The sequence below is a fragment of the Sediminibacterium sp. GW821-FHT12F12 genome, assembly GCF_058806635.1.
Genome location: NZ_JBXAPW010000007.1, coordinates 21,742 through 46,115, shown reverse-complemented (window position 1 = coordinate 46,115; position 24,374 = coordinate 21,742). Strand labels below are relative to the sequence as shown.

Below are 24,374 nucleotides of genomic sequence, written 5' to 3'. Positions count from 1 at the left end.
TTATCAGCATTCGACAAACACATTTTAGTATGCTTTCACCGGATAAGGTCGTCCATTTACAGGAAATCGGGGTACCTCAAGAAAAGGTACTTGCTTATATGCGCAGGTTTTGGCCTGCTATGCAACCCTACAAAACCATGTTGGATAAAATGCTGTTTGAAGCCGGTGATGAAATTCCGCAATATGTTTTTTATATATGCCCGATCTGCACTAACGAATTCATTTATATTCAACACAATGCCGCTTTTGGATCATGCGAATTCAGCTGTGATCATTTTCCACCAAAAAATGTGGAAGGATCGACCCAGGCTTTGGTATGCAAAAGTTGTAACAATAAAGCGGGTCATGAATTCGATTATGTTACTAAAGATTTTTTGGTGGAACGTGCATTAAATATGCGTATTCCCGGAACGGTTATCGCAACCAAAGTGCAGATAAAAGATGTAAAGGGGTGGTATCATAGTGAAATGACGATAGATGAGAATGGCGAACTCATGTTCAGTTTTTTGCTGGACAAAAACAAAAAGGCTGATCCATTGCAGGCGTTTATGGAAAAGCGACTGCATAAAAAAGACTGGACGGCAGATATTACGATACCGAAAACCAACCTGGTAAAAGCGGAAAAAGCATTTATTAAATCCGCTTATTTAACCTGCTTTGATCAGTTCGGATATGATTTTATTTATTCAGAGACCGGAAGGCATTTACGTAATGTTATGGAAGGAAAAGAGACGTATCCATATAAAAACATTCCTGCGTTTATTTTCGACGATCCTGAAAAGATGCAACTCATTCCCGGAACAATTTGCAGGATCACTCACCCGCAAGAATGGAACGTTTTTGCTGTAGCTATTCCAATGGCTGATCAACATTACTCCTGCCTTGCTACTGTATTGATCCCAGGCCCGGACGATTGGGATCAATTGACATTATTAAACGTATTAATTGATACGGAAGTTGACAGGCAAGTGTCATTCACTGCCATCCCGCCAGTAATGCCCAAGATGCCATGAAGGATCGGTTCGATAAATTGGTAGAATACATGCTGGCTGTCAGAAACCACCAGGTAACTGAAGATGAATTGAAGCGTCTGCATGAATTTGCCCGAGTGCTGGCACCTCTTTCCAAGCGGCACCATTATATACCTGAGTTTTTCACTGATGGGTTTGAAGGTGAAGATGGTATGGTCTATAAATACGATAAAGAAAACGACCTGTTAACCAAACAGAAATTCAGTTCTAAATCCGTTTTCTTTGAGTGGGGCCGCAACAGTTTTGACAGCAACGGTATACCCATTTCCATCATAGAAGACAGATTGTATTCTGCACTGGACGGTATGTTCGCACCTAAGTTATCTGCACTTCTCGAAAAGCCAATTGGTGAAGCCATTAAAGATGTGGATACCCGCTCTTTCCTGGTGGCTTTGGCGATCAGTTTTTTCTGGCGAAGTCCAATTTCTGATAATGCGTTTAAAGGGTTGTTTCAGGAATCAACCATGACGTTTACTGATCCCGCAACCGGGGCCATCTACCAGGACGCTGAAAGAGAAGCCAAAATGAAAGAAGATCCATTCTGGATTCAAATTCAAAGGGCGAGTCTTTTCCGTATAACCATTGACAGGATCATTGAAGAGCATCGGCTTGATCCGCAAACACACCAGTTGCACGAGTTTGAGCCTAACACATTTCTTCTCGGAGATTACCCCATTGTGTACCGGAATATTCCGTCCACTTTTCCCGATCTCATGCACATGGATTACCTGTTTCCAATATCGTCAAGACGTTTGTATGCCAGCCACAGGTACGATGACATTCCCTTTGGTGACAGGGACATTCATCGCCTGAACGCGATCATCATTAATCAATCGAAAAAAATGGTGATTTCTGCTGATTACGAATTCCTTGAAAAGAGTGTTACCTATTGGAAAATGTTAAAGGAGAAGATTCCCTATTTCTGGTTGAAAGAACGGTTATTTGACCCAAACAAAAATCATGAAGGGGAATCTGATTAAGATCAAAAACGTACTTTGTATTGTAATAAACTGAAGCTCTCCATGCGATCACTCGATTATTTTTCTTCTATTACGCTGGCACCGATGTTTTCTGTTGGGGTGTCATATGACGATGAAGGGAATCCCGTGTGGCAATTACTCAAAGCCGATTTCGAGGATATTACACAAGAAGAAGCGAGGTTATGAGAGCAGGATGAAGAAGCAGATGCTTTAATCCAGGAAGAGGATACGCTCCGGAATTAGCTGGTCAATTACACCGGAATCTCCAGCTTGGTGCGCAACGGGGTCTTTAACCACCAGGACTCCTTCAAAGTGATCAAACCTAAGGCTACATTTTGAGCAGACACTATTTATTTAGAAACAAGCAATTCACATACTGGAACATTCAAAGTTTCACTAATTCTAAATAGAGTCTCGACAGTAGGTTGATTCCGATTTGTACACCATTTTGAAACGGCAGTAGCACTTACTTCCAGCTGCTCCGCTAGCCAAATACTAGTCTTTTCCTTTTCAAGGAGGACAATTTTAATCCGATTATATTTCCTTTTAGACCCTGCCATTGATTGATTTTCAAGGCAACTAACAAAAAACAGTTGAACTATTGATTATTTCGAAAATATCAGTAACTTGTAGTTACTTTTAGTGACTATAAATTATTAATTATTTTTATTCTATGATTTATATCGATACTTCATAAAACTGCTTTTAGATTTGCGAACACTGATAATATTTTAAGCGTGTTTGCTTTTATTCTCGCTACTGAAAACTACGACCTTTCAATTGATCGCGAGGAATTAAGGTAAATCGCTCACGTCTTGGCGTGGGCGTTCTTATTTGCGATCAAGGGCCGTCGTAGGCCTCAGTAGCGATAAGGACTAACCCACGTCTCTTTTTGTCTATACCCAAGGGTTACTCCCAACTTTCTAATCACATTTACTTTCACCTGGTGTTCCTTTTATAAGCCAAGAGGATATTGAGAAGGCATTTATCTGGACGCCACAAATTGAATCCCATGAAAGAATCTTTAGAAAAGAAACTCATGGAGCAATACCCAGCTTATCATGAGCAACCCATAAGCTTGTCTACCGCTGAAATTAATGACCCACATTCTGTTTTATCTTTCTTTTTTACCTGCTATGATCTCCCGGATATACGGACCTGTCTGAAAGACTTTTTACATGATGCGATTCGTGCGGAAAACGCTGACAGATCAAGCCATGTGGTATTGCATCAGGATCTCGAAAAATTGGTGGAAGCAAGCTGGTTGATATACCAACAAAACGAGAATGGCCCCAAGATAAAAAGCACGATTCCTGAAAATCGTCAAGAGTTTCATTTTGAATCTTCCTCCAATAGTCTGGATTTAAAATACGGACCGATTCACGAATTCTTTGAATGCTTCACACTTCCCTTTGCCCGACATTACCTGATATCAGCCATTAAAGCCGCTGAAAGCACTCAGATCTGGTCCAAAAGGGCACCGACTGATCTTCTTCATTATTTTGAAATGCTGGAAAAATTAGCCCTATCCTTATATACGATCGTAAAGACGGATAACAAAACAAAGAAAGTTATCCTTCCAAAAACAAACGCCTCCCCCGATTTGACCCAATACCATTTATACTGCGGTCGTTATGATAAGCTTGAGGCCTGGGATTTTTTCCCCCGCTGTCTTAGTTCAAAAGAATACCGAGATCCATACCGGGTACTTGAAAAGTTTACCCAATGGAATTCTAAAAAAGAATGGCAAAATAGCTTACGGTATATTTTAAGTTTTGCGCTGGGAGAAAATGGGTTTTCTGAATCAAGCATCAATCTGGAAATCATTAAAACAGCTGAATTACTGTTAAAAATGCTGGAAGCCTGCCATTTGATTTATGTAAGGACACATTTGAGGAACCCGCATTCTGAACCTGAAAAATGAGGCTGTATGTTCCAGACTGACGAATACATCAAACTATCGCGGCAGATTTTGCAGGTAGCCCCAGTAGTAAGAATATTTCTGTTGGGTATACGTTTGGTAAAATATGGTACAGACAGCGTATTTTCTCCAGTACCCTTAACCGACGAATCAACTGATCACTATTACTTATTGGTATTGATTAAACGAACCCATGAAGCCAGTTACAAAAGCTTGCATGAAAGAATCGAATCCACCTGCCATTCCATCTGTCCGGTGACGGCCATTGTCCTGGAATTTGAACAATTTAATCAATGGTTACAGGAAGGGCACGATTTTGCATATCAGGTTAGGACAAAAGCAACACTACTTTTCGAGGATCTTAGTGTATCATTTGGGGATGTAAAAGAGGTTGCTCCCGATACCATAAAAGCATCAAGGCAAGCGGCGCATTCCAAGGGACTTAATTTAATGCAGGAGTTTTTGGCAGGTGCTGATCTGTATAGGATCCGGAAGCAAAATAGAATGGCTGCATTTATGCTGCATCAGGCCGCAGAATTCGCGCTCCATGCGATACTGAAAATCTCCATTGGATTATGCGTGAACTCGCATAACCTTGACAAGCTTATCAGGTATTGTTCGATTGCAAATAGCAATGTGAGCAAAGTGTTTAATCGGCGCAGAGAAAATGAAAACCGGTTGTTTCAATTACTTCAAAGGGCATATATTGAAACGCGGTACAAAGAGACCTATACTATCAACAATTCTGATTTGCTGGAAATCACACATAAAATTGGGCTGTTACATGAGATTTTAGTTTCCCTTAAATTTTAAAGCCTTTTCACTCCCTCTAAGTAAGGTTGATTTGCGTCAATCATTAGGATACCTGCGTTTACTACTTTGGTTTTGATAGTTGTTTGTGTTAAAAGAGGCGTGTATTAGGACAGTACCGGTATTCCTCCATTCTCCCATTTCTTCCCCTTCTTTAATTACCTGACACTTTTTTTTCGGCGACTACGAATGCGACTACGAAATCGGTGATTTGTCTGAATGTAGTTTTACCTAAGACAAAGAAATTCAATTGTGAACCCTTGAAAATGTGAAGTATGCAAGAAACACCGATGCTTTTCCCTGTAACCCAGGTGGAATTCTGGAAGCAAATGAAGACCTTGGTAGAAGAAGTTGTAAATGCCAGACTGGCCAGCCCCAAGCCCGAGAATCCCAATCCCTATTTGCCGGAGAAAACCCTGCTTAAAGTAGCAGAGGTTTGTGAACTCTTCCAGGTCTCCAAGCCGACCCTGTATGAGTGGATGAAACAGAACAGGCTGAAGAGTTTTAAAGTACGCTCCCGCCGCTATTTTCTACGTACAGATATTGAGGCCCTTATCCAACAACCCAGATCATGAACTGTGAACAGGCAAATCAGTTGGAGGTGGTGTCAATTTTGGCATCCTTGGGCCACAGCCCGGTTAAAACCAGGAGAAACGACCACTGGTATCATTCTCCCTTACATCCGGACAATACCCCTTCCTTTAAGGTTAATAGTGCTAAAAACTCGTGGTACGATTTCGGTCTGGGTAAGGGAGGTTCGGTGGTGGATCTGGTCTGCACCTTATACCACTGCGATATCGCAAGTGCACTGGTAAAAATCGGCTCCCTTTCCACCAACCCGGATCTTTCCTTTCCCAAGCAAAAAACGCTTCCGGAACCGGAGGAAAATGGCATCATCATCCAAAGCATAAAAGAAAGGATCACCTCACCTGCACTGACCAGCTACCTGCGGTCACGTCATATTAGCCTGTCTATTGCAGCCAAATATTGCAGTGAGGTATTGTACCAGGTGAGGGACTGTACTTACCGGGCAATCGGTTTTAAGAATAACAGCGGCGGTTACGAGCTTCGTTCACCGGGCTTCAAAGGATCGTCTTCCCCGAAGTTTGTCACCTACTTAAATCGGGAGTCAAACCGGATAGCGGTATTCGAGGGATTTTTCGACTTTTTATCTTTCGAAACACTCACCCAAAAAGGGGGGCTAAAATTTGCGGGTCCAACACCCAATATTCTGGTCCTGAATTCCCTTTCTTTTTTCACCCGCAGTTTACTACTGATGGAGAAGCACGAGCATATCCATTTATACCTGGATAATGATGCAGCCGGACAGAAATGTACCAAAGAATTGCAGCAAAGGACAGACCGGGTAATAGACGAGCGAACCCTCTATAAAGGCTGTAAGGATCTGAATGAATGGCTGGTGGATCAGGGAAGGAACCTTGGCCAGCGAAAAGGACTCAGACCGTAGATATTGGGTTTTTTATGATCCGGTTAATGTTATCTCTTTTGATGCATGGCAAGCGGTGTTTTCGTTGCACGAAAACGCTACCGCTTGCTTTTGACTCCCGTTGGTCGCAAAAGGGGAGAAAGACTAAAATCAGTGAAGATGGACAGTGTGAAGACAAAAGGCGGCAGACCCAAAAAGGCAATAAAGCGCAAAGCAGCTACCGGCATCCGGTTTACGGAACTGGAGTACCATGTCGTTAAAAACAAAGCGACCAATGCCGGTTTGAAGCTCACTGTTTATGTCAGACAAATGGCTATCCAGGGGCATGTATATGCAAGGCTTACCGGAGAGGAAAAACAGCAAATAAAAGTCCTTGCCGGAATTGCCAATAATATCAACCAGATGGCCAAAAAAGCTAATGCCGAAGGACTGCTCAAAACGAGTGCCGTTTTCCTGACTCTTTTGGAGCAACTGGAGGATATTTTAGGGAGGGCAAAAGCATGATCAGTAAAGTGATAAAACCGGCTAAAAGTTTTTCCCGTGTCTGCCGTTACCTGCTTGAAAAACGGCAGGAAGCCAGGTTGATTTTAGCTGAAGGGGTAAGGGATTATGATTACCGGAAAATGGCGGAGGATTTTGACCTGCAAGCGAGCGAAAATCCAAATCTGTCCAGTCCGGTGCTACACATCATTTTAGCCTTCCCGCCGGGAGAGGATTTGCAGGATGAAAAGCTGGCAGAAATTGCCCGGGAATATCTTCGAGAATTAGACATCATCAAGACCCAATATGTGGTGGTAAGCCACCGGGAAAAAGAACATAAACACCTGCACATTGTACTAAACCGGGTGGGTAATGATGGTAGAACCATCAAGGATAATTTCCTAGGTCTAAGGGGAAAGAAAAAGGCGCAGGAATTAACCCAGAGACATGGCCTGAAACCGGCAGAAAAAAAAGACATCAAAAAGACGCATCTCCGTCAAATGAATGCCCAGGATCGCACCCGCTATGAAATATACCAAGCGATACAAAACGGCTTGGTAAAAGCACGGAATATGGCAGAACTGAAAGGGATGTTGAAAACGACCCAGATCGAGATGATCTATAAGTACAAAGGCCAGACAAAGGAGGTGCAGGGAGTTAGTTTTAAAAAGGATCAGTTCAGGTACAAAGGTTCAAACATAGATCGCCGGTTTTCTTACCGCAATCTGCAAAAGATGCTTGACCAAAAACATAAGGTAAAACAGCACCAGGGAAAACAACTGGGAACCGAACTTTTACCCAAGGAGAAATACAAAGAGGAAGACCTGATTTCCTTGCTGTTAAATCCGGATGAGAGATACGAGAATACACCGGCAGAACTACTCAAAAAAAATAGACAAAGAAAATCAAAAGGATTAGGCTTATGAGCAATATAGTCACTGAAATAATAGTCGAGAAACTGGACCAGGTGATCCTGCTGCTGCAGGTACAAAAACCGGCTACAGCTGGAGAGGAAAAGTGGTCAATACTCAGCAGGCAGCTTGAATCTATCCGGCTAGGCATAACCGACCAGCAATTACAGGCTAAATGGAGTGCCAAAAATTTGAATACCCTACTTACTGCCATCGCAGGTCTGGAAACCCAAATTAAGACTCTTCCCGGCAGAGCAACAGTGGAACATAAACATCACCTGCACAAAGGTGTTTGGATAGCTGCCGGACTGCTGGTGATTACTATCCTGTTATCCTGGCAATGGTTAATACAGATCGGGGAGATAGAACAGTTGCGTGAAAATGGTATAAAATACCGGTACCTCAAAGCTTATGGCGATCTTAAAGTAAGGCAACTATGCCATAGGACAGATAGTATTTATAGAGCTAGAAAGGATGATTTTGAGGAGAAGGTTTTATCGGAAGAGAAAAGGATGGAAGGCTGGGCGGATTCAATGAGGATTGCGGGTGAAAAGGGGAATTAAAAAAATGTAATGAAATAGAATATTTTAATGACATAACGGTCAACATCCCTACATCAACAATTGCAGGACTTGTTTATATACTTATGTTCTAAAGATGTACATGCATATGTCCTTACAACCAATGGAACTCATCATGTTAAATACCTATGATTAGTAGAAGTATAGAAATTTTATATTTGTATAAAATAATATATGAGTACATTCAATAAGACAACAAAAAAAATTCATTTGATCATACAGGGGAAAGGTCATCCCGGAAAAACAACGCTAACGAGATTGCTGGCTTTAAAATTTGATTCAGAGGGGATATTTAAAAAAGCGCAGCTTCAAAAAAACAAGAATAAAATCAACCCAATTCTATTTGTTGACCTAGAAAGCAAACTCCATTCTTTGTCAAGTCCTTCCTCATTTTTAAAAGGACAGGACCCCATCGTATTAATGTCAGCTAGCATTTATAACGAAAATCATCATCTAATAAGGGATAAGATTCTTTATCATATTAAATATTTAGCTGATTTGAATTACGAAAACATTTATATTGATTTTGGTCAAGCGGAAAGCAATGAGCTCAAATATTTATTGCGAATGGATTTATCAATTCAGGAGCTAAAGAAATTCACAGATAATCTGCAAATAAATTTAGTATTCGATATTGTTGTAGGCGGTGGATCGAATTTTGAGAACTATATACAATATACAAACGAAATCATTGAGTTGAACAATGCAGAATTTGAATGCAATATCTGGGTAAATGAATTCAGATTTTATTCTTTTCCAAATATTATTCATGAGTTCAAGAAATTTGCCTCATCCGAAAACGCTAAGAAACCCCAAAGGATAAATCATTTAAAAACTTTCGGAGGTTTTGAATTCGGCTTGGAGGTTTCTAATAGGATCATTTCCGGAATCGGATCCGGAATCGACTATAATACATTTTATTTTTTAGAAAAACTGAGACTAGATAAAGAATTTAAAAAGATGGAGCTCTCACTATTACATTCGTAGGGAGACCAAATACTTGCACAATCTAAAAGATTATATCAGCTCAAAGGCCTCGCTACATAATTTAGAGTGTTTCGAATTTTTGGGAGGAGATTTTATGTACCCCAAAAATCCATTCTGGACTTAGAGGAATCATTTCTTCTAAAATTTCAGGAGAGGGGGTGTGGTATTGAGAAAATAGTGAATAGCTAACCTAGGCTTAAAATTCGAAAACACCTTGTAATAAAAAATAAGATGGAAACATGTCAATAGTTTGGGTTACTGTAGAGGATTGGGCAAACGAACTTGTTGTAAATTTTTTATTATCAAAAATATTATAAGCCCATAATGTAAGGTTCAACTTGTCTTTTCGAATAACAAAGTTCAAAGAAGCATCTAAAAGACTAGCACTTTGGGTTTTATCTAGTTTAATCTGAGAAACAAGTTGATTTCGTGCACTTAATGTCAGGCTGGGAAAAAATCGGTAGATCATCTCTGAAGAATAAACCCATGTTTTAATATTAGAATTCGTTTCCTGAATCTTTCCTTGATCGAAAACCTGTTTCACATATGATAATTTAGTCCCTAATCCAACAGTCAACTTATCTGTAAGTAGAGTTTTTATTTTAATTCCTGGATTAAAGGTCGAAAATCTATAACTGCCTACTAGACTGTTTATGCTATAATAGGTACTATGATTAACAGATGAAACTTCCATTGACAACAGACTTTTAATCAGCGAAATATACTTTGACATGTTTGCAAAAGTTGACAAAGTAGTTCCGTCGTCAGGAAATGAAATTTTATTGCTTAAGGTATAATATATACTTGGATTTCTGTTTGTTAAATAAAGTATTGATTCTCGAGAATGAGAGATTAATCCAAATAAGGTGAGTTTTGCTTTAACAGGATCAGCGAACGAATAAGCAAGGCTTAGTGATCTTGATAACCCTATGTTGAACGAATCAGATCCTTTAATTACGTCCACGCCGGAAGTAATTGCATAAGAAGGTAAAATATCATAAATCTGCGGTATTTTGTTTCTAATAGTCCATTGTAGATTAATAGTCTGCCCTCTTTGTGGATTATATTTAATATCAACAGTTGGTAGATAGTTAGAATATTTTTTAGATATTTTTAAAACCCCGGTATTTGATACGTCTATTCTACCGACTTCCATTTTTTGTGAAACCTGAATATTGAATTTTCTGAATAGTAACCTGTTTATATCATAACGAATGGACCCAATAGATCCACTCAGATAGGAGTCATTATTCAGTCTGGTATTTGTAATGCTTTTTACGGCATTTTGTTCATGTAGTTCTGATAAACTTCTGAACCTGGAATTAAGGGTCGTCCATAAAAACTCCAGAGAACTGTAACGAGTATTTTTGTGGGATGCTACTTTGAGCTGCACCGTATATTCATTATGCTTGTCTTGAATAGTGGATCTGAGATTTGTAAATAATGAATCTTCTGTAAACTGTTTAAAAATAATGGCTGGTTTAATAAATGGGCTCTGATAGTAGCTATCTGAGTTATGTCCAATTCTAAAATCTAGGATTCGACTACTATCAATGGCTAATGAAAGACCAAGCTGCTGCTGAAACTTAAACATAGTATTTTCCAAGCTGCTATTTATGCTATTTTGTTGCTGGCGTATATCGGCTGAACTATCTAAATCATTATTAGTATTATAGTTTACCTTATAAACAATTTGTGATTTTGGCGTAATTGTATAAATGAATTCTGTTGATATATTAAAATATTTATTGTTTTTGTTAACGAACTGACGGTTATTAATGGAGAATGTTGAATTGGAATAATTATATATCTCTGTTTTGTCCTGATTCTGGAAGTATGAATCGCTATAGTACTGCACTATACTTTTAAGAGTCATTTGTCGCGATATTTTGTATAAAAGATTGTTTGTTAGTAGACGGGATCTGTTAAATACCAGTTTGTTTCGAGGGATAATTCCAGATGAGATGTCGGGTATTTGAGATATTATTAAAGGACTTATCCTTGGCTTTATGTCAAAATTAATTCCATCGTTTTTATATGCAGCCAACTCGGGGATTACAGCTTGAGCACCTATAATATCTCTTCCAAGATTTCCTGTGTTATTAAAGTTTGTTGTAGTGGCAAACTTAATTTTTGGAATTAATGAAATAATATTTTGCCTCATTTTATAATAGGATAATCGAGGATCCGTCCCTAATTCATTCGAGGCCAAGATTCGAAACAAGTACTTATTCTGGAACTTAAGATTTATTATTAACTCCTTTCCTGACTGTATTTGGTTGCTTAAATAAGTTTTATCCTTGTAGTTATTTATTAATTCAATCTTTTCTATCCCTCTCGGAGTAAGATTCTGTGTGATTGTATTATAGTTAAGACCAAAGAGATCGTCATCTTCTATCAACACGCGGCTTATTGCCCTTCCATTATATTTTATTCGCCCATCTTCGACAGAAAACCCCGGAATATTTCCTAGCAGATCGCCAACATTCGATTCATTTCCTTGCTTGAAGGCATCAGTTCTGAAAATGGTAGTATCTCCTGAAATTCTTACTGGAGGAGTGGCGCGTACGTTGATTTCCGCTAGTGTGGCAGTATCTTCCAAAAGAGTGATATCCCTCTTAATTATGTTTGCTGATTCTCCAGAATATGCCAATGTGAACTTAGTTGTCCTATACCCTATAAAACTGCATTCTACTATAAATTTACTTAGGGTTGCTGGAAGTTTGACGCTAAATTGACCAGCTATATCTGAAATAGCATAATATTTTACTAAACCACTTGATGTATCCTTGATTTTGATGCTAGCATTTACTATTTGTACATTCTTTTGGTTTAACACTCGACCTGTAAAAAGCTTCTGAGAAACCATACTCTTTGATAGAACAAAGCATAGCAAAAAAGCAATAGGTTTCAGCATATACTTAATCGTACTTTAAGCAAAACTATTGAATTAATTTTTTCCAAGTTTTTGCATATTTAGCACGTCGTTTCTTTGTTTCTCGGTTATTTCGCTAACTACTTTTTTGGAGATAAGGGGCAATTCGGTGCAACAACGAATGGCTGTAATTCCTTCTTGTGAAATTGGCAACTGGATTGAAATTGCTTTATAACTATAATATTTGTTTTCAATTTGAAGGATCATTCCCGGTAAACCGAAAAAGTGTAATGGTCCATACGATACAGGAATGTCGGGAGTGTACCATGCTATATACTCTCTCTCAATATTTCCGATAACCTTGGATTTACAAACGGCTTTTTGACAAAGAAAACCAAGAATGGTCGTGGTATCGGGCATTAACTCCCATTCAAATTCAGGAACAGTATCAATAACACAAAATGACTTGTCACCACTTGGGGTGTCCCAAGGGTATGAAAATGAATTAGAACCGGCTTTATGAAAGCTATACTTCTGTTTCATTTTTGTCATTCTTGTTTTCAATTGTTGTTCTATTTGCATTTGCACCTCTCTGGAAAAACCACTCATGTTTTTCATTATTTTATCCATCGAATTCAGACTTTGACGGATAATATAGACAGAGCTAGTATCGTTGAAAAACAAATCGGTAGTGTCTACCTTGTTAGCACTTCCTGGAATGAATAAACTATTTCTAAGGATAGAAAGATATGACACTTTACCAGTAATATTCTTGTTATTACCTTGCGTAAATCCTGAAATATGATTTATAGCTAGTGCAAATATGATGATATACAGTTTTTTCATAAAAAATTAAGGGCATCGGTTAGGTGAAAAAGAAATTATGGTGTTGGGGGTAGAATAGGGCAGGGAGCACTTAGATCAGAGCATTGGCTATTAATTGTGCCCTCATTTCCAATTACTGTGACACAGACCTGAACATATGTTGTTCCGTCTCCACAATCTTCTGTGAATGTCAAAATATAAATATCGGCTACAAGTTTTTTGTCGCTTTTTGATTTACCGACAGGCGCTTTGCTGTTAGTAATGGGTTCTTTGCCAACTTTTGTTGTTTTGGTTGTTGTAGCGGCGTTGGAAAATGCTGCCAAGCCAAATGAACAACACATGAATAATAGTAGTTTTTTCATTTTGTGTGATTTTATTTGTTTATGATTCGGTGCCCTTAATTTAGAATCTTTGATAGCATTTCGCTGATCAAATAACACTCTTACAAATACTCATAACATTTGATTACCGTAAATTCCATATAATATCTACGGAAAATAATCTCCAAGATATTTAACCACGGAATTACATGATCACATAGATGAACTTGTTCTCTAATAAAGAGTGTTTCGAAAATCAGCTTGTTGGAGCGAGGGGGGGTCGTGGGGAGAACTTAACCAACAAATATTAGTTAAATATATATAATATTATCTAAATGCAAAAAAAATTTTTTATTTTCTTTAAAAAAATCCTTGAGTATTTTTCTGAAAACCGGAATTATATGATTGACAAAATCTTATCGCTTTTCCCAATGCTCTTTAAGCATTTTGGCATGATCTGAGGAATTCAGCTTGATATATTTTAGAAAGGCCTTTTCTGTTTTGTGACCAGTTATAGCCATTATTGTAAGAGTAGGAGTGCCAGCTAAGAATTCATTTGTTGCAAAACTTCTTCTAGCCGTATGGGTAGTAAGCAATTCCCATTTAGCGAAACTAGTTTTTTTGTTAATGCCTTCCTTTGTGATATTTTTCACAACAGATTTCTTCAAGCAAATGATTTCCTTTCCAACCTCCTTAAGGTACTCATTAGTTTTTTGATTTGTTAGGGGGGGAGGGAATGTCCCGTTATACTTTTCAAGTAAACTGTTAATTGCCTTGTGAACAGGAATAGTCACAGGCGAGCCCGTTTTAGTTTGGTTGATTTGAATATAACCGTTCTTTATGTTTTCATTGGAAAGTATCGAATAATCAGAATAACGCAAGCCGGTAAAGCATCCAATTAAAAACATGTCACGAACTCGTTCCAGTTTGGGCTTGTCAGATAGATCATGATTTTTTAATTCCTCCAATTCGTCTTTATCAAGATATATACTGTCAGATTCTTCACGAATGACAACGAAGCGTTTTGTCTTGAATGAGGTATTAGAAGTTAAATGAAGATCCAGGGCTTCGTTCATTATAAGCTTTAAAACCTGTATGTCTTTTCCTACACTATTACTGGCCAATTTCTTTTCCTTAATCAGGTATTCAGTAAAAGCGTTATAAAAATTTAGGTCAATTCTTTCGAATGTGATTTTAGTAGAATACTGTTTCTGGAAATCTTTTAAATGCTTTAACGTTGTAACATAAGTCTTAATAGTATTTGGGTTGATCACCTTTCCCGTAAGTGGATTCAGTCTTATGCCAGCCTCAGACTGATCAATGATTTTTTGAAAGAAATCAAAAAAAGTAATCTCTGGTTCTTTTTCTACCCGGTCAAGACGTTTATCAATTTCAAGTTTTAAAGTTGATAAAGACGGTGGAATGCCATCTGCATCATTAGTGAGATCCCAAAATGTTTTATCTGCGACTTTTTTTAGGATGTCCAGATAGCGGTTTAATTCAAGATGATTTTCAACTTTTGCAACAGGTTTTATACGTTGTTTGTTTTTGTCCCAATGAAGGGGATGAATATTGATCCTAGTAGGATATTTTATGCCCCGACTTTTGCAGAACAAGCGAAGGAATATGGGTGTTTCAATTGTGCTCTTTGGCTTTCTTAGGTAAAAGTTAGTACGAAGCATGTGAAAGGTTTTATCTTGCCTTATGAAATTACATAATCGAACTTCTTTTTGTCCTCAAATTGGGGGACAATTTTTACTATCTTATAAAAATTTAACAATACTTGGCATGACTTCAAACGTCATAAAGGATTGATAATAATATATTTTAGATATATATAAATTAGGGTGAGTAAGGTTAGGTTCGATTTTTTTATTTCGGCCCACACCACAAGAACTCCAGCAGAAGTGCTGGAGTTTTGCTTTTTTGGGCATCGTCTGCTGAAGCTTCAGCAAAGGTGGATGATATTACCCGTATCTCAGCCTCCCTATCAATGACCCGATTACTACTTCACCATACCCTACACACGGTATTTCATACAACTTAATGGCGGCTTAGTTTTACCGATTAATCAATCGAATATGGCTGCCAGCATTTCCTTTTGCCTGTTTTTTGTAAGTAGTATTCTTTGTTTTGGGATAGATAGCTATGCGAAAACTGACAATGCTAATCAATACAATAATGGATATCAATACTATAGAATTTTACATGCCAGATCTATTGTGTTAGATGCACCCATGATCAAGGATAAAGCAACCCGGGAGTCGTATCAGAAATTCTTAGAAGATGGATATGAACTCTCTGCCGGCGCAGCGAGAAAAATGTTGAATAAACTCGAAAAAGAAAACCTGCCAGGATGGTTACAAGATGGCATTAGTGAAGAAGAAGAGAAAGTGATTCAAAGTCTCAATGGCTTTAACGTAAAAGAATTAATGAATACGCACAAGGTGCTGTTGTTTGAGCCGGAGCATAATAGACACCTGGCCGATGTTTACAGATTTAAGAAGCCATTCTATTTAACGGTATCACATTATGGGGCCGGATTGAATACAAGCTTCGATAAAATTCAATCATGTGCCGATACCAGTGCTCAAACAAAAAAAATTAATGCCTACACCCAATACCCTGTTCAATTAAATCAGCTGGTACCGTATTATACGCAAACCTTTCAGATCTATTATCCGGAATGGCAGGTGAAAGAAGCAAGAATGAAGAAAATGTTTCAGGCAGATTCGTTGGTTTTTTTAAGAATCGAGAATGCGAATTTGTGGCCCAGCGGAATAACCACGATGCCAAAACAAGATTTGAATAAGCTAAAAGCCTATTATTTATTCAGCATCTGGCAGAATAAAAAAGAGTATTTATATATCAGGATACCGGGTAAAGAGAATGCAGCCATTTTTCCCGAAATAGGATTTGTACCCCACCACGATCTGTACTATACCATTGAAAACAACAACAGTTATATTACCTGGACAGGTGCAAAGCCGGTAAAAGATTTCAGGGTCGACAATATCAAAGAAGTGATGCGAAAGGCCATACTGGCTTATGCCAATCACCGCGACTTCAGAGACCTCTACAAACCGGGTGCAGTCTGGGATGAAAATAAAAACGGGTCAATGATCCCAACGGAGCTATATGTAGTACATCCCAAATCAGTAGGACAGGTAATACACCGAAAAGATAAACTGGGAACTTATCAACTAATGACCCCCTTAGAGAAAAGTCTCAACGAATATGATGCTAAACAAACCGCCTATCAATTGGCTGTACAGGTAGCAGAGGAGGCGAATATTGTATTAAAACCAGGCAGCGAACCCATACAATTTTATCTTAGCGAGCCCAGATCAATCCAGGGAGGTGTATTACATGTCTTACAATATAAAAAAGACGCGCTACTGGGCAATAATCAATACCAGATATTCGCCATCATGAGTATTAACGATGTGGTTTGGTTAAACTATATTTTTAGAAACGAGATTTATGGGTATCTGTTTTAGGCTGACGCTGTGTTCTATTGTGTTTGGATAGTTTTTGGTTAGTCTGTCAAATAACGGGGATGAATAGAATTGGCCATCATTCGCCAATATAAAAACGCTGCCTACAGCATAAACCCATACAGGTTTGCCCGGGATGGTTTAATTTAACAGGGTATATTTCAACAAGCTGTTAAACCAACCCGCTATGCCAAAATATTTCTCCCTGTTGTTATCCCTCCTGCTTACAACAGCCACGCTTACCGCACAATACCAGCCTTTATACAAAACCATCCCCAACCAAAAACCCGTTATAAACCGCGAGTCGGATACTATTATTGATAAAGGCATCCTCATCGTCCGGAATATTTCGGAACCGGCATATCAGTACTTCAGGGTAAAAAAGGATGATGTGAAAAGACCCTGTATCATTATTTGTCCGGGCGGGGGTTACTCGATTGCAGCGGCCGGACATGAGGGAACCGATGTGGCCAAATACCTGAACAACATTGGTATAAATGCACTGGTACTGAAATACCGCATACCCAACGATGCCAATCAACCCGATAAAACCATCGCACCCCTGCAGGATGTACAACAGGCCATGTATCTCACCAGAACCAATGCGGCAGCATGGGGTATTGATGCCGCCAAGATTGGCGTGATGGGATTTTCTGCCGGCGGACACCTGGCTGCCAGCCTGGCCACACACTATGCCGATGTAAAAATTCCGACGGAACAAACCGTATCGCTGCGACCCGGTTTTCAGGTATTGGTGTATCCCGTAATCAGCATGACAGATATTGGTCACCGCGGCTCGCGTGATAACCTATTGGGTAAAAATCCGACCGAAACCCAGATCCGTTATTACAGTAATGAGCAGAATGTTAACAGCGCATCGCCACCGGCGTTTATCGTGCATGCCAATGATGATAAGGTAGTACCCGTACAGAACGCTCTGCTTTATTACAAAGCCCTGCGCGATCAGAAAGTGGAAGCCAAACTATTACTGTTTGATAAAGGCGGGCATGGGTTTGGGATGTTTAATGCGGAGGAGAAGCTGCAGTGGCCGGAAGTGTTGAAGGAGTGGTTGGAACAGAGGAATAGATGAACACCGAATATCGAACAAGGAATGTCGAACGGCGAAATAAAGCAGACAACAGAGGGACAGAAGAACAGACGAACAAGGAACAGACGAACAAGGAACAGATGAACAAGGAACAGATGAACGTCGCATATCAAACAAACAATAATAAAAGCGGCGTCATCTATTGCAAGCGGCTGTTTTCTCTGTGAAACTCCTTATCTCTGCGCTCTGTGTTGAAGAAGAATATTAGATTCCAATCATTGAAGAGTATTTGTTTTTTCAACACAGAGTGCACAGAGGAACGGAGGATCACAGAGATTTGTTGATTATTGTTTTGTTAGCTGGTTCATCACCGGGTAGATCTTGCATACGGTTTTGAATACAGGTTAAAAAACGGAATATCTACTGCCAAAAAAACGCCGTATCGCCAGCTGAGTTTATCAGAAAGATCTACAGTGGTGCTGCCGGATTTGTAACTGATACTACGCAACGTGGGCCCTTTCTGCGCACCTATACCCAGCGATAGCGGTGTATTGAATAATCTGCCCAACACGATAAACCCACCCGGAGCAAGCAGGTTTTGCCAGGTGAAATCTGGCAGTTGTTTACTCGTAACACTATCGGGTGTGCTTAGCTGGTAACTGGCTACGGCACCGAGGTCTATGATGGAGGTAAAGAGAGAAACAGAGCCAACAACTTTTCCGATCTTGGTATCACGAAGACCTTTGTTAAAAGCTATTCCAACCGGCAGGCTCATACCAAAAGTAGGGAAACTGATTGCTTTGTTGGTGAGGGTGGTGCTTTTGTACTTTTCTGTATACCAATTGGCACCGATATACGAATTAACGGATACGCTCCAGCTGGTATGTTGTTTAATAGAAGAACTACCGGTAGGTAAAATGGCTGCATCCAGAGCGGCGCTGATATCTTCTGTATTTTTTGCTTCAACCAGAGATGCGGCAAAGGAACCGTACCTGATCAGTTGATGTGTAGTTGGTTGTTCTGGCAAATACCGGTTCAGTAATATAGCCGAGTTCATTACCATGGCGGCATATTGTTTTTCGTACAGGTTACCTACCAATGCGGTTAGGGTAGATACGTTGTTGAATAAAGAATCTGTTTTTGCCGTATAGGTATTGTCAAAGAGCCGGATCAGCCGGTTAATCTGTGTACAGCTGTTTTTAGTAGTACTACTGATTTTATTGATAACGCTGATAACGATTGGGTACGATGCGCCATCAACCGGTTTGCTGATGGTTTGTAGGTCGCCCAGTGCGGCAGCGGCCTGGTTGCATCCCTGCAGAAAAACTTTGATGGTATTATTCAGGGCATCGATTTTTTCCTGCGTGTTGTTAAGCACAGCTGTCAGTTTAAATTCGACACCATCTTTTTTGGTAAAAGAGTACGAACGGATATTTTCATACAGGAGACCATAGAACAGGCTGGTACTTACCGGGTCATCAATAATTTTTTTAGAAAAGGCGTCCAGGCTGATCCAGTTGGTTAAACCGCTTTCATCGCGCAGGGCTTCTGATAGCTGGCATACCAGTTCCATGGTATTGTACACGTTTTTATATTCACCTGCCTGGATGGCCGGCTGCTGGGGGCGTAAGCGTTGTATCGCATCGGCCAGAGATCCGCCGTTCAACAGATTCGCAAAACCATCCAACACCGGAATAGACAACCAGAGGCCATGGCGTGAAGGCTCTTTCAGGATCAGGGCTGAAACAGCGTCTGAACGTAAATAGGCAGGAACCGAAATAAGCAGGGCGGTGATATCTTCGGCAAAAGCGGCGCGTAATGTGTTCAGAAAACTGGCATAGAGATAGGTTTCTATATTACTGATAAGATCAGCTGTTTTTGGAAAAAGAATTTTCAGACCACCCTGTTTCTCCAGCTCATCTCTGAGTTTATTAAAAAAGGTAACTGTTAATTCCTGTTTGGCCCTTTTAATAACGAGGCTGGTAATAGCACTGGCAATAACCGGTGCACCAGTACCCGGATTGGCCGAAACAGCCAGTTCTTTGCCCGCAGAAAACACCTGCTCTGCTACTGGGTCTCCCCGGCTGTCATATTTAAGCATTGCTACAAGCGGTATCATCTCATCTATACCAAAGGGGTTGCCGCTGTTTTTGATCAACGATTTTGTTTCAAGCGATGTGTGATTTTTGCCGGGAGCGAAATATTTTAATAGAATAGGTAAATACGCTTTCTCAGATTCGGAGTCTGTTCGAAAATAGCCATCACTCATCTTTTCCCGTAGGACTAGCACATCCCGATAAATATTGGGAAAGTTTTGCGCGGACGCATTTTGCATCAACAGGCAGGCCAATGCGATAAAAAGGATTTTCATAGCAGTACAGTTATTGGATTTTGAAATTTCATGATTACCTGGCAATTACCCGGGGGAGGTAACAAAAGCAAATAAATAGTAATACGATATTAATCAAGGAAACCCGAACCTGCAAGGGTTGTCAGGTATTTATTACCGGGTGCCATCGGTCATTTAAACAAGCGATAGCAGACTGCTCCATAACTTATTACAAAAACAAACACAATTCTTACTATGCACCAATGGCCTCCCCCGTAACGGTCTTGCGCAGAAAGCCTGTAGTGCTGCTCTTAGGTATCTTATATACTCTGATCTGATACCTATTGATCTGTCGGATCTTTTTCTGCGCCAACAGCAGTGGCGCCTGATGGTACGGCTCCTTTCAACATTTCGGAAAGTTTACGTTTCATGGCGGCTACCCTGTCTGGATATTGCGAAGCGAGGTTTTGGGTTTCACCTGGATCTTCGGCAAGATTGTAGAGCGAGATCGTACCATATTTAGCTAACATTTTTGGCGCCGGTTTTTCATTAGGTCCATTATCATCCGCTCCCAATGCAATCAGTTTCCAGTTACCCATACGGATGGCTGCTTCTTTGGGGCCATGTGTAGATACGGACAGAATAGCATCGTGCGGTGAGGGGGCTGATGCTGTGATCATTGGCCAGATATCCAATCCATCAAGAGGTAATGTTTGCGTGAGGGGAGCACCTGCCAGCTTTACAAGTGTGGGATACCAGTCGATGACGTGCATGGGGCCGGTTATGCGTTTGGCCCTGGGTACATGACCGGGCCAGTTTACAAAACAGGCTCCTCTTATTCCGCCTTCATAGATAGTAGCTTTAAAATCGCGCAGCGGCAAATTGTTTCCCGGTGGTGGTGCGCCATTATCGCTCAGGAAAACAATCAATGTGTTTTCGCGGATACCGGCTTTGTCTATGGAAGAAACAATTTCCCCGATGGCTTCGTCAACGGCGGCCAGCATGCCGGCCAGTTTTTGCCTGTTACCGCTCAGCGTAGCGTATGGTGCAAGGTATTTTTCCGGAGCCTGGTAAGGTGCATGAATTCCATTAAAGGGCACATACAGAAAAAAGGGTTTTGCTCTGGAAGATGTTTCGATAATCCGACAGGCTTCTTTTGCGATCAGGTGTGTGCTGTAACCTTCTTCTTTTAGTGCGATACCATTGCGGTACCAATCGGGTTGTTTGTTACGCTCGTGGGTGAAGTAATCGATATTGCCAAAATAGAAGCCATATTGCTGATCAAAGCCACGGGCATTGGGCTGATACGCTTTTTCAAACTCGCCCAGATGCCATTTGCCGCTGATGGCGGTTTGATAACCTGCTGCACGAAGTGCATCGGCCAGTGTGCGTTCTGTAGGTGGAAGTCCCCATTTTGCACCAGGAGAAACAATGGTGTATACACCGGTATGTGTTGGATAACGGCCAGTTAGCAAAGCCGCCCTGGTGGGCGAACAAACCGGCTGTACATAACTGTTTTCGAGAACGGTTCCTTCGTTTGCAAGACGGTCTATAACCGGTGTACTGATTTCTTTACCGCCGTTGAAACCACATTCGCTGTAACCCATATCATCAACGAGTAAAAAAACAATATTGGGTGGTTGGGTTTTCTTGTTTTGTGCAAAACAGATAATAAAAGGTGATAAAACACATAAACAAAACAAGCGGATCGGTTTTTTTGAGCAGTTGTTTTGTCGGAGAAAAGGGAAGAGCATGTTTTTTGAATTACAAGCGGTAAAGGAATCGGGTTGTATACAGGCTTCGTGAATGTACAATTTTTACCTAAGACAGAAGCTGGTAAACACCAGCGATTTTTATGTAAAAACATTGGTGCCGGGCTTCTGCCGGGTACATAAAAATCCGGCGGTACAGCACAAGTGTGCGACGCAACCGGGCTGCTATGAAAAACAGCAGCTGGTGCCATAAACCCTGCACAGCCTCATCGGCTTTGCCTTAGTTTTTATATATTACAACTCATTTTACAACCTCCTCATTCCTTCATTTTATATCAAAACTATGCGTAGAAAAATTTTTCTTTGTCTGATCTGCTTTACGGTTGCAGTGCCTTACCTGAGCTACTCGCAATCAACTGCAAAAAGAAAACTGAAACCGTCTGATGTGTACCGCCTGCAAACTATTGGCGATCCGCAGGTTTCGCCGGAGGGTAACTGGATTGCCTACACTTTATCATCGGTTGATTCTGTGGCCAACAAACGTAACACGGATATCTGGATGGTTAGCTGGGACGGGAAACAGACCGTTCAGTTGACCAATAGCCCGGATGCGGAATCGCAACCCAAGTGGAGTCCGGATGGCAAATACCTGTCGTTTGTATCTGCCCGCCAGGGTGCTACGGGCAGCCAGATCTGGCTGATGAACCGCCTGGGTGGTGAGGGGAAACAACTCACCAACCTTAAATCGAGCCTGGTGGATTATTCGTGGAGCCCCGATGGGAAGAAATTATTGTTGACACTGAAAACCATTGATACAGCCAAACCGAAAACACAAAAGCCATGGGTGATTAACCGCTACCGCTTTAAGCGCGATGTGGAAGGGTATATTACCCAGCGTCAGCCCGTACATCTGTACCTGATGGATGTGGATGGTAAAAAAATGGACACCCTCACTACCGGTGAATATGATGAGTCGGGTGCGGTGTTCAGCCCGGATGGAAAACAAATTGCTTTTGTAAGTAACCATACCGAAGACCCCGACAGAAATACCAACTCTGACATTTTTGTGATGGATGCTGTACCCAAAGCCACGGCTAAAAAAATTACCAGTTTTGCGGGTGGCGATTATGGTCCGGTATGGAGCCCCGATGGTAAAATGCTGGCTTATTTTCAGTCGGCATCGGCTGGCTATACTTCTTACGACCAGCCTTACCTGGCCCTGATCAATCTGGCGGGCGGTGAACCCAAACTGTTATCGAAGACCTTAGACAGACATGTGAGTAATGCCAAATTCTCCAAAGACGGAAGCCAGTTGGCGGTGTTGGTATCAGACGACAGGGAAAGATACCTGGCTCAGTTCAATATAAAAACAGGCGCTTTCTCTAAAATTGCCGGTGGCCAACGTAGTTTTGGTGCCGTGCAAGCTCACTCGCTGAATAACTGGGTGGTTTCTATGAGCGAGCCGCAAATGCCCACAGAATTATTTGCAGTAGAAAACGGCAATACCAGAAGGCTCACTAAACACCAGGATGAGTTTCTGGCACCGCTGGAGCTTTCTACGGTAGAAGGCTTTACCTCTACCAGTAAAGATGGTAATAAAGTGGGGAGCATATTGATTCGTCCGGCCGGTATTCCTGCTACGCAGAAAATGCCCACTTTGTTTTTCATTCACGGCGGACCGGTGGCGCAGGATGAATATGGTTTTGATCTTTCGCGCCAGATGTTGTCTGCTGCCGGTTATGCGGTGGTGGGTGTGAACTATCGGGGTAGCAGCGGACGTGGTCTGGCCTATTCGCAAAGCATTAACGCCGACTGGGGTAACCTGGAAGTGAAAGATATTACCAGCGCGGTAGATTATGTAGTGGAGAAAGGCATTGCCGATCCGGGGAAACTGGGTATTGGCGGCTGGAGTTATGGGGGTATCATGACGGATTATATGATTGCTTCTGACACGCGTTTTAAAGCGGCATCCAGCGGCGCCGGCGTGGCCCTGGTGGCTTCTTTGTATGGGGTTGACCAGTACATTATGCAATACGATAACGAATTGGGTGTACCCTGGAAAAATATGGATAAATACCTCGCTATTTCCTATCCGTTTTTAAAAGCCGATAAAATCAAAACCCCTACCCAGTTTATGGTGGGCGAAAGTGATTTTAATGTGCCCTCGCCGGGAAGTGAGCAGATGTACCAGGCGCTGCGTTCCTTGGGTGTTCCTACCGAGCTGATCATTTATCCCGGTCAGTTTCATGGGATCAGTGTACCGAGTTATGTGAAAGATAGGTTTGAAAGATATATTTCTTGGTTTGATAAATATTTGAAATAATTCAAACGCATGCACTTTAGCAAAAGCCCCGACAGATCATCTGTCGGGGCTTTTTTGTGAATCTGTGAGTTGTGGATGTATTATATGTTATGTGTAGTGTTTTAAATCAGATACACTGTAATGCGAGAACTCGTGTCGCTCGCGGCCGCTGGGCCCCGTGCCTGTTACCGGGCTGCATTGGCCTCTGATCAGATCTGCTTCGCATGATCTGATCTGTCAGCGCTTCGCTTGACACCGAACCCAATGAGGCCCGTCCACAGGCACTGATTAGTATTTTTTCATCAACACCACTAAAAT

The 24,374-nt window shown here is 41.0% G+C and carries 20 protein-coding genes; 13 read left to right on the top strand and 7 right to left on the bottom strand.

From position 1 onward, the window contains the following. Positions 1 to 29 precede the first annotated feature (29 nt). Together AC1RNB_RS11420 and AC1RNB_RS11415 are read left to right on the top strand one after the other, a co-directional pair. Positions 30 to 1,013: a hypothetical protein gene (locus AC1RNB_RS11420; protein WP_493082873.1), complete on the top strand. Its 984-nt coding sequence runs from the start codon at positions 30 to 32 to the stop codon at positions 1,011 to 1,013. Next, positions 1,010 to 2,011, top strand: coding sequence for a DUF4238 domain-containing protein (locus AC1RNB_RS11415; RefSeq protein ID WP_493082871.1), 1,002 nt, complete (start codon positions 1,010 to 1,012; stop codon positions 2,009 to 2,011). The genes AC1RNB_RS11420 and AC1RNB_RS11415 overlap by 4 nt, the downstream gene beginning before the upstream one ends. A gap of 350 nt (positions 2,012 to 2,361) precedes the next feature. On the opposite strand, the gene AC1RNB_RS11410 is transcribed toward AC1RNB_RS11415, so the two are convergent. Next, positions 2,362 to 2,571: a helix-turn-helix transcriptional regulator gene (locus AC1RNB_RS11410; protein WP_493082869.1), complete on the bottom strand. Its 210-nt coding sequence runs from the start codon at positions 2,569 to 2,571 to the stop codon at positions 2,362 to 2,364. Between the two features lie 452 nt (positions 2,572 to 3,023). On the opposite strand from AC1RNB_RS11410, the gene AC1RNB_RS11405 reads away from it, so the two are divergent. From AC1RNB_RS11405 to AC1RNB_RS11370, 8 genes are all read left to right on the top strand, one after another. Then, positions 3,024 to 3,935, top strand: coding sequence for a hypothetical protein (locus AC1RNB_RS11405; RefSeq protein ID WP_493082867.1), 912 nt, complete (start codon positions 3,024 to 3,026; stop codon positions 3,933 to 3,935). 6 nt (positions 3,936 to 3,941) lie between these two features. Next, positions 3,942 to 4,745, top strand: coding sequence for a HEPN domain-containing protein (locus AC1RNB_RS11400; RefSeq protein ID WP_493082865.1), 804 nt, complete (start codon positions 3,942 to 3,944; stop codon positions 4,743 to 4,745). A 272-nt stretch (positions 4,746 to 5,017) separates the two neighbouring features. Further along, entirely contained in the window at positions 5,018 to 5,317 is a 300-nt protein-coding gene (locus tag AC1RNB_RS11395; RefSeq protein ID WP_493082863.1) for a helix-turn-helix domain-containing protein, read from the top strand. Continuing rightward, positions 5,314 to 6,210, top strand: coding sequence for a DUF8464 domain-containing protein (locus tag AC1RNB_RS11390; protein ID WP_493082861.1), 897 nt, complete (start codon positions 5,314 to 5,316; stop codon positions 6,208 to 6,210). The genes AC1RNB_RS11395 and AC1RNB_RS11390 overlap by 4 nt, the downstream gene beginning before the upstream one ends. Before the next feature lie 45 nt (positions 6,211 to 6,255). Continuing rightward, on the top strand, positions 6,256 to 6,693 hold the full coding sequence (locus AC1RNB_RS11385; protein ID WP_493082859.1) for a plasmid mobilization protein: 438 nt from the start codon (positions 6,256 to 6,258) through the stop codon (positions 6,691 to 6,693). Beyond that, complete coding sequence (locus AC1RNB_RS11380; protein WP_493082858.1) at positions 6,690 to 7,595, top strand: relaxase/mobilization nuclease domain-containing protein; 906 nt, start codon at positions 6,690 to 6,692, stop codon at positions 7,593 to 7,595. Before AC1RNB_RS11385 ends, AC1RNB_RS11380 begins: the two co-directional genes overlap by 4 nt. A 41-nt stretch (positions 7,596 to 7,636) precedes the next feature. Beyond that, positions 7,637 to 8,143: a hypothetical protein gene (locus AC1RNB_RS11375; protein ID WP_493082857.1), complete on the top strand. Its 507-nt coding sequence runs from the start codon at positions 7,637 to 7,639 to the stop codon at positions 8,141 to 8,143. A 192-nt stretch (positions 8,144 to 8,335) separates the two neighbouring features. Then, the gene (locus AC1RNB_RS11370) at positions 8,336 to 9,148 is read left to right on the top strand and encodes a hypothetical protein (RefSeq protein WP_493082856.1); all 813 of its coding nucleotides are present in this window, start codon (positions 8,336 to 8,338) and stop codon (positions 9,146 to 9,148) included. A 196-nt stretch (positions 9,149 to 9,344) separates the two neighbouring features. On the opposite strand, the gene AC1RNB_RS11365 is transcribed toward AC1RNB_RS11370, so the two are convergent. The 4 genes from AC1RNB_RS11365 to AC1RNB_RS11350 all read right to left on the bottom strand — a co-directional run bounded on the left by AC1RNB_RS11365 (position 9,345) and on the right by AC1RNB_RS11350 (position 14,850). After that, entirely contained in the window at positions 9,345 to 12,065 is a 2,721-nt protein-coding gene (locus tag AC1RNB_RS11365; protein ID WP_493082854.1) for a hypothetical protein, read from the bottom strand. Positions 12,066 to 12,098: 33 nt separating this feature from the next. Then, positions 12,099 to 12,869 carry a GLPGLI family protein gene (locus AC1RNB_RS11360; RefSeq protein WP_493082852.1) on the bottom strand — a complete coding sequence of 257 codons (771 nt, stop codon included), beginning with the start codon at positions 12,867 to 12,869 and terminating at the stop codon, positions 12,099 to 12,101. Between the two features lie 35 nt (positions 12,870 to 12,904). Further along, complete coding sequence (locus AC1RNB_RS11355; protein WP_493082851.1) at positions 12,905 to 13,210, bottom strand: hypothetical protein; 306 nt, start codon at positions 13,208 to 13,210, stop codon at positions 12,905 to 12,907. A gap of 374 nt (positions 13,211 to 13,584) precedes the next feature. Next, a complete protein-coding gene (locus AC1RNB_RS11350; RefSeq protein ID WP_493082849.1) occupies positions 13,585 to 14,850 on the bottom strand; it encodes a site-specific integrase in 1,266 nt (421 codons plus the stop codon). 399 nt (positions 14,851 to 15,249) lie between these two features. Between AC1RNB_RS11350 and AC1RNB_RS11345 the strand changes: the two genes are divergently transcribed. Both AC1RNB_RS11345 and AC1RNB_RS11340 read left to right on the top strand, forming a co-directional pair. Continuing rightward, positions 15,250 to 16,668: a hypothetical protein gene (locus AC1RNB_RS11345; RefSeq protein ID WP_493082847.1), complete on the top strand. Its 1,419-nt coding sequence runs from the start codon at positions 15,250 to 15,252 to the stop codon at positions 16,666 to 16,668. 184 nt (positions 16,669 to 16,852) lie between these two features. After that, positions 16,853 to 17,755 carry an alpha/beta hydrolase gene (locus tag AC1RNB_RS11340; RefSeq protein WP_493082845.1) on the top strand — a complete coding sequence of 301 codons (903 nt, stop codon included), beginning with the start codon at positions 16,853 to 16,855 and terminating at the stop codon, positions 17,753 to 17,755. Positions 17,756 to 18,080: 325 nt separating this feature from the next. Here the strand turns inward: AC1RNB_RS11340 and AC1RNB_RS11335 are convergent, their stop codons facing one another. Continuing rightward, on the bottom strand, positions 18,081 to 20,084 hold the full coding sequence (locus tag AC1RNB_RS11335; protein WP_493082843.1) for a hypothetical protein: 2,004 nt from the start codon (positions 20,082 to 20,084) through the stop codon (positions 18,081 to 18,083). Positions 20,085 to 20,383: 299 nt separating this feature from the next. Beyond that, positions 20,384 to 21,745, bottom strand: a complete 1,362-nt coding sequence (locus tag AC1RNB_RS11330; protein ID WP_493082841.1) for an arylsulfatase B — start codon at positions 21,743 to 21,745, stop codon at positions 20,384 to 20,386. Positions 21,746 to 22,097: 352 nt separating this feature from the next. Between AC1RNB_RS11330 and AC1RNB_RS11325 the strand changes: the two genes are divergently transcribed. Next, positions 22,098 to 24,077, top strand: a complete 1,980-nt coding sequence (locus AC1RNB_RS11325) for a S9 family peptidase (RefSeq protein ID WP_493082839.1) — start codon at positions 22,098 to 22,100, stop codon at positions 24,075 to 24,077. Positions 24,078 to 24,374: the final 297 nt, after the last annotated feature.

Excerpts from the sequence above, each read along its gene's own strand:
- AC1RNB_RS11420 (WP_493082873.1), top strand. The coding sequence starts at position 30 with ATGCTTTCACCGGATAAGGTCGTCCATTTACAGGAAATCGGGGTACCT.
- AC1RNB_RS11415 (WP_493082871.1), top strand. The coding sequence starts at position 1,010 with ATGAAGGATCGGTTCGATAAATTGGTAGAATACATGCTGGCTGTCAGA.
- AC1RNB_RS11410 (WP_493082869.1), bottom strand. The coding sequence starts at position 2,571 with ATGGCAGGGTCTAAAAGGAAATATAATCGGATTAAAATTGTCCTCCTT.
- AC1RNB_RS11405 (WP_493082867.1), top strand. The coding sequence starts at position 3,024 with ATGAAAGAATCTTTAGAAAAGAAACTCATGGAGCAATACCCAGCTTAT.
- AC1RNB_RS11400 (WP_493082865.1), top strand. The coding sequence starts at position 3,942 with ATGTTCCAGACTGACGAATACATCAAACTATCGCGGCAGATTTTGCAG.
- AC1RNB_RS11395 (WP_493082863.1), top strand. The coding sequence starts at position 5,018 with ATGCAAGAAACACCGATGCTTTTCCCTGTAACCCAGGTGGAATTCTGG.
- AC1RNB_RS11390 (WP_493082861.1), top strand. The coding sequence starts at position 5,314 with ATGAACTGTGAACAGGCAAATCAGTTGGAGGTGGTGTCAATTTTGGCA.
- AC1RNB_RS11385 (WP_493082859.1), top strand. The coding sequence starts at position 6,256 with ATGGCAAGCGGTGTTTTCGTTGCACGAAAACGCTACCGCTTGCTTTTG.
- AC1RNB_RS11380 (WP_493082858.1), top strand. The coding sequence starts at position 6,690 with ATGATCAGTAAAGTGATAAAACCGGCTAAAAGTTTTTCCCGTGTCTGC.
- AC1RNB_RS11370 (WP_493082856.1), top strand. The coding sequence starts at position 8,336 with ATGAGTACATTCAATAAGACAACAAAAAAAATTCATTTGATCATACAG.
- AC1RNB_RS11365 (WP_493082854.1), bottom strand. The coding sequence starts at position 12,065 with ATGCTGAAACCTATTGCTTTTTTGCTATGCTTTGTTCTATCAAAGAGT.
- AC1RNB_RS11360 (WP_493082852.1), bottom strand. The coding sequence starts at position 12,869 with ATGAAAAAACTGTATATCATCATATTTGCACTAGCTATAAATCATATT.
- AC1RNB_RS11355 (WP_493082851.1), bottom strand. The coding sequence starts at position 13,210 with ATGAAAAAACTACTATTATTCATGTGTTGTTCATTTGGCTTGGCAGCA.
- AC1RNB_RS11350 (WP_493082849.1), bottom strand. The coding sequence starts at position 14,850 with ATGCTTCGTACTAACTTTTACCTAAGAAAGCCAAAGAGCACAATTGAA.
- AC1RNB_RS11345 (WP_493082847.1), top strand. The coding sequence starts at position 15,250 with ATGGCTGCCAGCATTTCCTTTTGCCTGTTTTTTGTAAGTAGTATTCTT.
- AC1RNB_RS11340 (WP_493082845.1), top strand. The coding sequence starts at position 16,853 with ATGCCAAAATATTTCTCCCTGTTGTTATCCCTCCTGCTTACAACAGCC.
- AC1RNB_RS11335 (WP_493082843.1), bottom strand. The coding sequence starts at position 20,084 with ATGAAAATCCTTTTTATCGCATTGGCCTGCCTGTTGATGCAAAATGCG.
- AC1RNB_RS11325 (WP_493082839.1), top strand. The coding sequence starts at position 22,098 with ATGCGTAGAAAAATTTTTCTTTGTCTGATCTGCTTTACGGTTGCAGTG.